This is a genomic window from Paraburkholderia rhynchosiae, from assembly GCF_002879865.1.
GTDB classification, from domain to species: domain Bacteria; phylum Pseudomonadota; class Gammaproteobacteria; order Burkholderiales; family Burkholderiaceae; genus Paraburkholderia; species Paraburkholderia rhynchosiae.
Genome location: NZ_PNXY01000073.1, coordinates 1 through 9,833, shown reverse-complemented (window position 1 = coordinate 9,833; position 9,833 = coordinate 1). Strand labels below are relative to the sequence as shown.

Below are 9,833 nucleotides of genomic sequence, written 5' to 3'. Positions count from 1 at the left end.
ACTCGCAGAGGCACCGTCGTCTCACGACCACGGCTTAGCTTGCGCCGGGCTACATTGTCTCGGTGGCTTCACACGGCGCCGCTACCAGCCCCGCATGCACCAATAGACTACGGGCGACGGAACGCCCAGTTTCCTCCCGCCAGACATCGACGGTAAAACAACGAACGAAGCGACCTCACGTCGCACATAGGAAAACTTATCTTGATAGAGCGATTCGGCGCGACGTTTTTCGAAAACGTCGCGACCGTTGGCCCCGTTGACGCCGTGGCGATCGTCAAGCTTGGGAGGCAAGTCGAGCGCATCAAGCGGGCGCGCGGAGCGGTCAGGGTGGTCGCATGAGTTGAACGCGGATCGGGTGGAAGCACATGTCATCCCGATTGCCGCACGCGCGGACGAGCCTTTGACACACAGGCAAAATGTCAAAATTTGTGGCTGCAGCGATTATAGACGCCCACTCCCATCGGAATGCAGGCGACGCTTTCTGCCTCCTCCCCTGTACCACTGGAAATGTAAAGCGGCCGGGGCCGACGTTCTTCGGTGGTTGACATACGCCGTCCTGCGCAGTAGTGGACGGCCTTTTGACAAGGTCACGAAGAGTCCGTCATCTGGCAGGTGCGACCGTTGTGTATGCGCCTGCGTGAGACGCTATCTGCTTCACAAAATGCGCGAAAACGCACTTCGGAGAGCGCAGGTAGCATTGATCGTTCACGCCGCTACGCGATGCTTCCTGATCAGTTGAACAGCCACTGCAGCGGTGCAGGCAACCAGAACAGCGCTGACGAGGAAAACGGCGCGAAGGCCTGCGTGGCCGCCCACCCATCCTAGAGCGGGGCTGCCGACGGCCATCGCGACATCGAGAAAAACGGTGTAGACGCCCATCGCCATGCCACGGTTTTTGGGCGTAATCCCTCGGACCGCTTCAACGCCTAGCCCCGGATAGACGAGTGAATAGCCGAAGCCGGCAAGAGCTGCCCCTGCGGAGGCCAGCAACGTGGTCTTCGCCAACCACATTAGCAGCAAGCCCGTCGCCTGAACGATGACGAATATCGCAGCAACTCTCGCCCCTCCAAACCGGTCAGGAAGATGCCCTGCCGTCGCGCGTGCCGCGATGAGTGCGACACCGAAGGCGGTAAAGGCCATCCACACCGGCTGCCAGTGCATGTCGGTGAAGAAAAGCGAGCCGAACGCCAGGATCGCGCAGTAACCAATACTCGCGAGCGCTGCTCCCAGGCCGGGCAGCCAAACGGCCTTCGTGATCGTGTTGAAGGAGGCGTGCTCTCCGTGGGCGTGCGGTCCGACTGCGGGCATCCGAACCAGATAAGCCAGCACCATCAGAGGCAGCAGGGCTGTTATCAGTGCGATCGCGGAAAACCCGAGAGACGTATAGAGAAGGGTCCCGACAGGACCGCCCAGTGCCATCGCGGCGAACATCGCTGTTCCGACCCAGGCAATCACTTTCCCGGCATGTTGCCGATCGACAAGTCCAAGCCCCCAGGCGATGGCACCTGTGATGAGGAAGCTCTCCGCTCCGCCGAGCACGGCACGGCCGACGAGCAGGATGGCAACGGACAGCGTCGGCTCCTTCACAAAGGCGAGGGAAAGCAGATACAGCAGCCCCGAAATTGCAGCGGCGATGAGACCGACGAGCACACCGCGTTTTGCACCGCGCCGGTCGGAGTACGAACCTGCCCAAACACGCGAGAAAAGCGAGGCGGCAAATTGCGCTCCTGCCGCGACACCGACGACGAATGGGCCGAAACCTAGATCGTCGATCACATGCAAGGGCAATACGGGGAGCGCAACGCCAATCATAACGAAGCCGGCGAGAACGGCGGTCATCACCGGTATTAGCGTCGCGACAATGGACTGCACGGCAGCTTCCGACGGAGGTGACGTGTACATGACCTACATCCTGTATCCGGGTTTCTTGTATAGCGTTTCAAACCGTGCCTGGATGTCTGGTCCATAAACTTCCTCCTTCCATCGGTCCGACGGGACTTCCTCGAAGCCGACTGAGACGGACTCGTCTCCGTAGCCGAGGATGTCCATCACATCGCGAGTGATGGCGTCGGCCAGCCGGCGCTTTTGCTCCTCCGTCTTCCCCGGCCAGGCTTTAACGATGACATGTGGCATGGCTTTTTCTCCAGTGGTCGAACCGACCGGGAAGACGAGAAGTGCGCGCCCGGTCGACAGCGCTCAATACGCGTGGCTAGTAGGGCGGAAAAATACTTCGTTGATGTCCACGTCTTCGGGCTGGCTAATCGCAAAGGCCACTACGCGCGCAAACGAGCTGGCCGGAATCGCCTTTTCATACGTCTTGGCCATACCCGCGGCGACGTCTAGGTCGGTGATCGTGTCGATCAGTTCAGTCGTGACCGCCCCAGGCGAAACGATGGCCGTGCGGATGTTCCAGGGTTTGACTTCCTGGCGAAGTCCTTCCGAAATCGCACGTACTGCCCACTACGTACCGGCGTAGACTGCGCCTCCAGGCCCCACCTTACGGCCAGCGACAGACGAGACGTTGATAATCTGGCCGCCTTTCTGCGCCTGCATGTGGAGCAGCGCAGCGATCCGATACCGTACAGCACGCCCTTGATATTGACGTCGATCATCCGATCCCACTCGTCAATCTTCAGCCTGTCGAGCATTGAGCTCGGCATCAGACCGGCGTTGTTGAGAAGGATGCGGCCGTGCAATTCGACCGCACGATCGACCCGCGCCTTGACCTGATTGCGATCGGTTACGTTGGTTTGCAAGATGGCTTTTCCATCGAGTCCCAGTTTGCTCGCCATTGCCTTGAGTCGATCAAGGCGCCGCGCGCGTGGACGACTTTGGCGCCTTCCTTTGCGAGGTGACGCGCGGTCTCTGCACCGAGTCCGCTGCTGGCGCCGATAATGACGACCACTTTGCCGTTGATGTTTTCACTCATCGCTATTTCCTCGTGAGATTGTGATGATGTCGGTCATGTTGCCCGCTTCGAAAAAACATCCTTGAACACGGGCATTGCAGAGAAGACGTTCGGCCAGCCCGCGTAGAACGCGAGCTGCGTGAGGACCTCGGACGCCTCATCCTTGGTGAGCCCGTTGTCCATCGCGCGATTCAGGTGATACGGAATCTGCGCGACCTGACCGTTCGCAACAAGGGCGCTTACCGTCACGAGACTTCGGTCGCGTGGTGCGAGTCCCGGGCGCAACCACAGGTCCCGGAAGAGGGCGTCGGTCGTGTACTGAACAACGCCTGGTGCGACGGAGCCAAAATTCTCATTGACCGTCTGTGCACGCTGTTGCTCTGCGGCCTGGTTCAGCGGCAGCGGCGCAACATCGGCGGACGGTACTTGGTCTGCACCGATGCCACGTTCGTCGAAGATTTGCTTGGCGGCCGTTGACGCGGCGGTTGCATTCGCCCATCCCGAATAGAAAGCGAGATGCGCGATCATTTCGGAGATCTCCGCTGGCTTTACGCCGTTATCGAGCGCGCGCCGAAGATGGAACGGTATCTCGATGGCCTGGTTGCGGGCGATGAGCACGGAGAGCGTCACGATGCTCCGATCGCGCGGCGCGAGTTGCGGCCGTTTCCAGAGACCGTCGAGCACGGTTTGGCTCGTGTAACGCTCGAAAGCCGGAGAAACCGACTTGAGCTCTTCGGGTGATAGCGGTTCTTGCATAGATTCCTTCCTTTCATGCGCACAAGCAGACAGAAGCAGCGCTGCGCACGTAACTGAAACGAGACGCGCAAAACGGTGCGTCTTCGGGTCACGGTTTGCGATATTGCTCATCGGTGACCTGTTCACGCCAGTTGACGTTCTTGCTATCGAGTGCCTCTTGAGGCGCGATGTGGGTCATTCCACTGGTGGACGTGGCGCCATGCCAGTGCTTGACGCCGGCCGGGATCGACACCACGTCACCCGCAGCGATTTCCTGCCTTTCGTCGCCCCATGCTTGTATCCACCCCCTGCCGGACGAGACAATCAACGTCTGTCCAAGCGGATGGTTGTGCCAGGCTGTACGCGCGCCCGGTTCGAACGTCACCAGTCCTCCGGATAAGCGCGACGGGGCCTTTGGCTGGAAGAGTGGATCGATGCGTACCTGGCCAGCGAAGCGTTGCGTACCGCCCGGCACAGGCGGCTGCGAACTGGCATGCGCAATCGCGAATGGCGCAGAGCCTCCGTCAGCAGCGCGGGCTCCCAAGGGCATTGAGAACAAGACCGAGGCGATGAGTGCAGCTCGCCTCATCACTTTTCGCCGCTGCCGAGGTATTGCTCGTCCGTCACTTTTTCCAGCCACTCAACGTTTTTGCCGTCGAGCGCTTCCTGAATCGCGATATGTGTCATCGCGGTCGTCGATGTCGCGCCGTGCCAGTGCTTGTGTCCCGGCGGGCACCAGATCACGTCGCCAGCCCGGATTTCGACGCGCGACTCGCCGTCGCATTGTGTCCACCCGCATCCTGCCGTCACAACTAACGTCTGGCCGAGCGGATGCGTGTGCCACGCGGTGCGCGCGCCGGGTTCGAACGTCACGCTCGCGCACGAGACCCGCGCGGGCGGCGGCGGAGCGTTCAGCGGATCAATCCGCACCGTGCCGGTGAACCATTCGTCCGGTCCCTTCATTGAAGGCTGAGAGCCTGCGCGTTTCAGTTCCATGGTCGTTCCTTGTCTATGTCGTGAAAGGCAAATGCCCACTGACGTTAATCTACTCGCTAGCCATTGATGCGACTAGGTGGCAATATTGGGATGTCCTTATGCGTGGGAGCATTAATTGAAGGAAGATTTCAACGATTTGGTCGGCTTTATGACGGTTGCCCGGGAGCGCAACTTCACGCGGGCGGCGGCGCAACTGGGCGTCTCACAGTCAGCGTTGAGCCGTACGGTGGCCGCTCTTGAAAAGCGGATGGGCTTGCAGCTGTTGACGCGCACGACTCGCAGCGTGTCTCCGACAGACGCGGGCGAGCGACTGCTCTCGGCGATCGCACCTCGCTTTGAAGAGATTGAGGCTGAGGTGGACTCGTTGCGCGCGCTGACGAATAGCCCGGCGGGGACGGTGAGGATCACCACCACGGACTACGCTGCGAACGCGCACGTCTGGCCTCGGTTGCAGCCGCTGCTGCGCCAGTATCCCGAATTGCACATTGAACTAGTGAACGATTACGGATTAACTGACATCGTTGCGGACCGATATGACATCGGCGTGCGGCTCGGCGACCAGGTAGCCAAAGACATGATCGCGGTGCGTATTGCGCCCGATATGACGATGGCGATTGTTGCCTCCCCGTCCTATCTGGAAGCGAGGCCGCCTGCGAAAACACCGCAGGAGCTCACGCTGCATAACTGCATCAATCTGAGGTTGCCCACGAGGAACGCCCTGCTTCCATGGGAATTGCGCAAGGGACGGCGCGACTTGCAGGTTTGGGTGGAAGGGCAGCTCACCTTCAATAACGTCTATCAGATGGTCGACGCATCCCTTGCCGGTTTTGGGCTCGCCTACCTGCCCAAGGACCTTGTCGAGGCACATGTGCGTGCTGGGCGCCTGCGATGGGTGTTGGAAGACTGGTTTCCTACATTCGTCGGGCATCACGTCTATTACCCGAGTCGCCGTAAATCTTCGCGGGCGGTTGAGCTTGTTGTCGACGCATTGAAGACGGGTTATCAGCCGCGAGCGCGATGACCGACCGATAGCTCTATCCAAGTTCGGCGTTTGCTGCGCCAGAGCGGGACTGCACGTTCTGTGCGACCCTTGCCGTGAAGACGTACAGAAGGGCTTCGGTCCAGATCGACGTCGCCGACGCGTATGCCGATGAGTTCGGATACCCTAGCGCCGGTGTTATAGAGGGTCGCCAACATGACGGGATCGCGCTGGCCGCACCACGTGTTGGGGTTGGGTGCATCGAGCAAGGCGCATATTTCTTCTCGGGAGAGGAAGCGGACCAGCGGGCGCTCATAACGCTTCATCGGAATCGCGAGCACCTGCTGAATCGTGCGCAGGCACTCTGGTATTCGGGACGCAGCATAGTGCAGAAACGAGCGAATGGCGGCAAGCCGAAGGTTGCCGCCACGGATGCTATTGTGGCGGGCCACTTCGAGGTGGTCGAGGAACTGAAGAACCAGTGGTGCATCAATATCGCTGAGTTCCAGGCGGTCAGGTCTCCGATGCAATCGCTGTTCTGTAAATTGGAGAAGCAGCCTCATGGTGTCTCGGTAAGCCGCTACCGTTCGCGGGCTGGCGTTACGCTGCTGTATCAGGCGTTCCATAAAGAACTGCTGCAGCAATTGCGCAAACTTCGGTGATGAGTTCAGGTCAAGCATGATTGCCTCCGTGAGCGAAGTGCTCGAAGCGATCGCGTGCGATGGTCATCAGCTCGGGTATTGCCGTTACATACCAGAACGTGTCGGTGACCTGGGTATGTCCGACATAGGTGGAGAGCACCAGCATCGCATTACCGACATCGATCCCCTCCTGATACCAGCCGATAAGACGGCGGCAGATAAAGCTGTGCCTCAAGTCGTGGATGCGCGGGTGCGGGTGACCTCCCCGAGCTTGCCATCCGAGCTGTGCTCGGAGACGGGCGAAGGCATGTGCGATCTGCCGATAGTTCACTGGCCTTCCGCAGTCGGACACGAAGAACGCGTCGGTCGTCGACGCGGGCAGCCTTTTATCCCGAATACAGGCATAGGCACGGAGGGCTTCGGTGTGGCGGCCTTCATGTTCGGCTCCCGGTCCAAGGCAATGCAACGGTGTTGAGCCGGGGCAGATCTACCCTTGACATAGATGGTCGTCGTGTTGACGGTGCGGTGGCGCAGTAGATGGGCGATGTCCTTTAGACTCGCTCCTTCCCTAAGTAACCTCGAAGCGACCGAATGGCGGAGCACATGGGTTCCGGTCCACCGCTGAGCAAAGCCGCACCGGGCGTAGGCGCAGCGTACGGCGTTGCGCACGAGGCTCGGCCCCACCGACGACTTCAGTTCGCTCTACGGCCGTCAACCGGCTCGCCGCCGACAATGGACTGCCCGATGCGGTCGTTACGGAATCCGGCCTGAAAATCACGCCGCCCGATGCAGCAGTGCCCGAGGCTGCACAGACGCTGATCGACCAGACGTCGGTCATGCTGCCGCGCGTGAAGTTCACCGAATTGCTGATGGAGGTCGATGCGTGGACCGGGTTCACCCGCCACTTCATGCACCTGAAGACCGGAGAGAGCGCAAAAGACAAGACATTGCTGCTCACGACCGTCCTGGCGGATGCGATCAACCTCGGGCTGACAAAGATGGCAGAAGCATGCCCGGGGACCACTTACGCGAAACTGTCATGGCTGCAGGCGTGGTACATCCGTGACGAGACCTATTCGCAGGCGCTGGCCGAACTGGTTAACGCACGGTTCGACCATCCGTTTTCTGCCCACTGGGGTGACGGCAGCACTTCATCATCGGACGGGCAGCGTTTCAGGGCCGGCGGACGCGCCGAGAGCACCGGACATGTGAACCCGAAGTATGGCGCTGAACCCGGCCGGGTGTTCTACACGCACATCTCCGATGTACCAGGAGTCGGATCTGCGCATTCGGGAACATTACACCGACACCAACGGTTTCACCGACCACTTTTTTGCACTGATGCATCTCCTGGGCTTCCGATTCGCGCCCCGCATCCGTGATCTGCATGACATGAAACTGTACGTGCCGGGCAGCGTGAAGGATTATCCGGCGCTCCAGCCGATGATTGGCGACGCGTACAACGAGAAGACAATCCGGCGGAACTGGGACGAGATCGTGCGCCTGGCAACGTCGATCCGGCAGGGTGCCGTCACCGCTTCGCTGATGCTGCGCAAGCTCGGCAGCTATCCGCGGCAGAGCGGCCTCGCCGTTGCGTTACGCGAGATCGGTCGTGTCGAGCGTACGCTGTTCATCGTCGACTGGCTGCAGAACGTCGAACTGCGCCGACGCGTTCACGTTGGCCTGAACAAGGGCGAGGCCCGCAATGCGCTTGCACGTTCGGTCTTCTACCGCCTTGGGGAAATCCGCGATCGCAGCTTTGAGTCGCAGCGTTATGGCGCCAGCGACCTCAATCTGGTGACCGCCGCGATAGTGTTGTGGAACACCGTCTACCTCGAACGGGCTGTCCACGCGATGGCCGCACGCGGTGCCCCGCCCGATGCAGTTTTGCTACCATATCTTTCGCCGCTTGGCTGGGAACACATCAACCTGACGGGCGATTACGTGGGGCGTGAGGACCAGCACATGCGGCGCGGTGGATTCCGGCCACTGCGTCCGGTTCGGGACCAATAGCATCAACATTTTCTGATTGGGTACAAAGCGCGGCAACTGTTTTGAGTACGCTGGCTGACCGGGCTGGTCAGGCCCACTTCAGATGTTCGAACGTGTCACCGGTTAGACTATTCTCCCGCCAACAAACCGGGATCGATATGTCGCTGCCGATGATTTTCCTGCCCGCCATGCCCTGCGACGGAAGACTGTACGCCGACCAGATTGATCGGCTGCAAGATCTCATTTCGCCCTCCGTCCACGTGTTAGACCGGAATACTTTCGCCGACAGCGCCGACGCATTGTTAGCTTCCACATCCGGGAGCCTCATACTGGCGGGAACGGCCTATGGCGGATCCCTTGCAATGGAAGTTCTGGCAAGGGCGCCCGAGCGGGTTCGCGGACTCTGGCTGATGAACTGTCAGCCGGGTACTCATCCGAACCCTGGTGCAGTCCGAGCGACGAGCCTGAGGATTCGTCGCGGCGAACATGAAGATGTCATCGCGGAGTTTGCAAATAACGCCATCCCTGCTGATGACGCAGCGTCATGAGCGGCCTTCGTCCGGATGGCGCGAGATGCTGGCGCCGACACGTTCGCGCGGCAGTCAGACGCAACGCTGACCCGCTCTGATCATTGGCCGACGCTGTTTGCTGCTAGCAACGTTCCGACGCTCCTGATCTGGGGCGAGGGCGGATCGCTTTGTTCCTGTCGAAGTCGGAAGTCGCATCGGAATGAACCGCGTCAGGGTCTCAATCTCGTGAATGATGCGGTCCGACCACGTCTGCACAGACTGCATGTCGTCGGCGCCGAACACTGCGCGGCCAGGCGCGTCGTTTTCCGCTTGAATTGCTTTCGTAAGAAGCAACCCCCGGTTCATTGTTTAATTCCCGGGCGGCAGCCGCTCAGTTCTCCGTTAGGCCCCGTGAATTCTGAACGCGGCGTTTTACGCCTGGAGCTGGACCCCGCCAAGGGGCCCGGAGTACTCTCAAGTCGCTGTGCGCGCCGGCAGCGCTAACCGCGGCTTGCCTAGCACTACAGTCGCAACCTGAGACGCGAACCGCCGCGGCAACAAGCGCACACCGAAGCACGACAGCTTATTGAACAGGCCGGGCACAACCGTGCGCTTGCCGAGCTGCATCGCGCGGATCGCGGCGCGCGCGACGAACTCCGGGCTTTTCGTCGACGCGTTCGCAATCCACGAGTAGTCGCCGCCGCCAGACGCAGCGTGAAACGCGGTGTCGGTGCCGCCAGGGCAGATGCAGGTCACCGACAGCGGGGTGCCGCGGTGCTCGTCATGGAGACCCTCGCTGAAGTTGCGGACAAACGCCTTGGACGCGGCATACAGCGCCATGTTCGGCACTGCCTGGTACGCTCCGGTAGACGCGATGTTCACCATGTACGCCGGTCCGGTGCTTGCCTTGTGGGCGTCAACGAAGCACCGCGCGAGTGCGACCAGCGAGGTCATGTTGAGTTGGACGAGCTCCGCGTCGCGCGCCCAGTCGACCTCGTCGAAGCGGCGGAAGTAGCCGAATCCGGCGTTGTTGATCAGGATGTCGATCGGGCCGCATTCGGTGGCGGAGGCCC

Annotated in this window: 11 protein-coding genes and 2 pseudogenes; 3 read left to right on the top strand and 10 right to left on the bottom strand. The window is 60.6% G+C overall.

All coding sequences use genetic code 11. The features are described 5' to 3' along the window. Nucleotides 1–705: 705 nt before the first annotated feature. The 6 genes and pseudogenes from C0Z16_RS36445 to C0Z16_RS36420 form a co-directional block, all read right to left on the bottom strand. A complete protein-coding gene (locus C0Z16_RS36445) occupies nt 706–1,902 on the bottom strand; it encodes an MFS transporter (RefSeq protein ID WP_102636778.1) in 1,197 nt (398 codons plus the stop codon). A 3-nt stretch (nt 1,903–1,905) separates the two neighbouring features. Continuing rightward, nucleotides 1,906–2,133 carry a tautomerase family protein gene (locus C0Z16_RS36440; RefSeq protein WP_102636777.1) on the bottom strand — a complete coding sequence of 76 codons (228 nt, stop codon included), beginning with the start codon at nt 2,131–2,133 and terminating at the stop codon, nt 1,906–1,908. A gap of 63 nt (nt 2,134–2,196) precedes the next feature. Next, a pseudogene (locus C0Z16_RS36435) lies at nt 2,197–2,929 on the bottom strand (SDR family oxidoreductase). A 33-nt stretch (nt 2,930–2,962) separates the two neighbouring features. Beyond that, a complete protein-coding gene (locus C0Z16_RS36430) occupies nt 2,963–3,664 on the bottom strand; it encodes a carboxymuconolactone decarboxylase family protein (protein ID WP_244201514.1) in 702 nt (233 codons plus the stop codon). A gap of 88 nt (nt 3,665–3,752) precedes the next feature. Beyond that, complete coding sequence (locus C0Z16_RS36425) at nt 3,753–4,193, bottom strand: (R)-mandelonitrile lyase (protein WP_102636775.1); 441 nt, start codon at nt 4,191–4,193, stop codon at nt 3,753–3,755. Nucleotides 4,194–4,231: 38 nt separating this feature from the next. Further along, the gene (locus C0Z16_RS36420) at nt 4,232–4,639 is read right to left on the bottom strand and encodes a (R)-mandelonitrile lyase (RefSeq protein ID WP_061127379.1); all 408 of its coding nucleotides are present in this window, start codon (nt 4,637–4,639) and stop codon (nt 4,232–4,234) included. A 115-nt stretch (nt 4,640–4,754) separates the two neighbouring features. Here C0Z16_RS36420 and C0Z16_RS36415 point away from each other — a divergent pair, with 115 nt between their 5' ends. After that, a complete protein-coding gene (locus C0Z16_RS36415; protein ID WP_102636774.1) occupies nt 4,755–5,660 on the top strand; it encodes a LysR family transcriptional regulator in 906 nt (301 codons plus the stop codon). Here the strand turns inward: C0Z16_RS36415 and C0Z16_RS36410 are convergent. The 3 genes from C0Z16_RS36410 to C0Z16_RS39725 are packed head-to-tail and all read right to left on the bottom strand — an operon-like array spanning nt 5,642 to nt 6,928. After that, nucleotides 5,642–6,298, bottom strand: a complete 657-nt coding sequence (locus tag C0Z16_RS36410) for a tyrosine-type recombinase/integrase (RefSeq protein WP_102636773.1) — start codon at nt 6,296–6,298, stop codon at nt 5,642–5,644. The two genes, C0Z16_RS36415 and C0Z16_RS36410, sit on opposite strands and share 19 nt — an antisense overlap. After that, nucleotides 6,291–6,656: a tyrosine-type recombinase/integrase gene (locus C0Z16_RS36405; RefSeq protein ID WP_407070732.1), complete on the bottom strand. Its 366-nt coding sequence runs from the start codon at nt 6,654–6,656 to the stop codon at nt 6,291–6,293. Before C0Z16_RS36405 ends, C0Z16_RS36410 begins: the two co-directional genes overlap by 8 nt. Next, nucleotides 6,587–6,928: a tyrosine-type recombinase/integrase gene (locus C0Z16_RS39725; RefSeq protein WP_158244580.1), complete on the bottom strand. Its 342-nt coding sequence runs from the start codon at nt 6,926–6,928 to the stop codon at nt 6,587–6,589. The genes C0Z16_RS36405 and C0Z16_RS39725 overlap by 70 nt, the downstream gene beginning before the upstream one ends. A gap of 41 nt (nt 6,929–6,969) precedes the next feature. On the opposite strand from C0Z16_RS39725, the pseudogene C0Z16_RS36395 reads away from it, so the two are divergent. Both C0Z16_RS36395 and C0Z16_RS36390 read left to right on the top strand, forming a co-directional pair. After that, a pseudogene (locus C0Z16_RS36395) lies at nt 6,970–8,272 on the top strand (Tn3 family transposase); the annotation flags it as partial. 137 nt (nt 8,273–8,409) lie between these two features. Further along, a complete protein-coding gene (locus C0Z16_RS36390) occupies nt 8,410–8,799 on the top strand; it encodes an alpha/beta fold hydrolase (protein WP_244201513.1) in 390 nt (129 codons plus the stop codon). Between the two features lie 435 nt (nt 8,800–9,234). Here C0Z16_RS36390 and C0Z16_RS36385 read toward each other — a convergent pair. Then, a partial coding sequence (locus tag C0Z16_RS36385) for an SDR family NAD(P)-dependent oxidoreductase (protein WP_102636770.1) occupies nt 9,235–9,833 on the bottom strand: 599 nt, incomplete at its 5' end.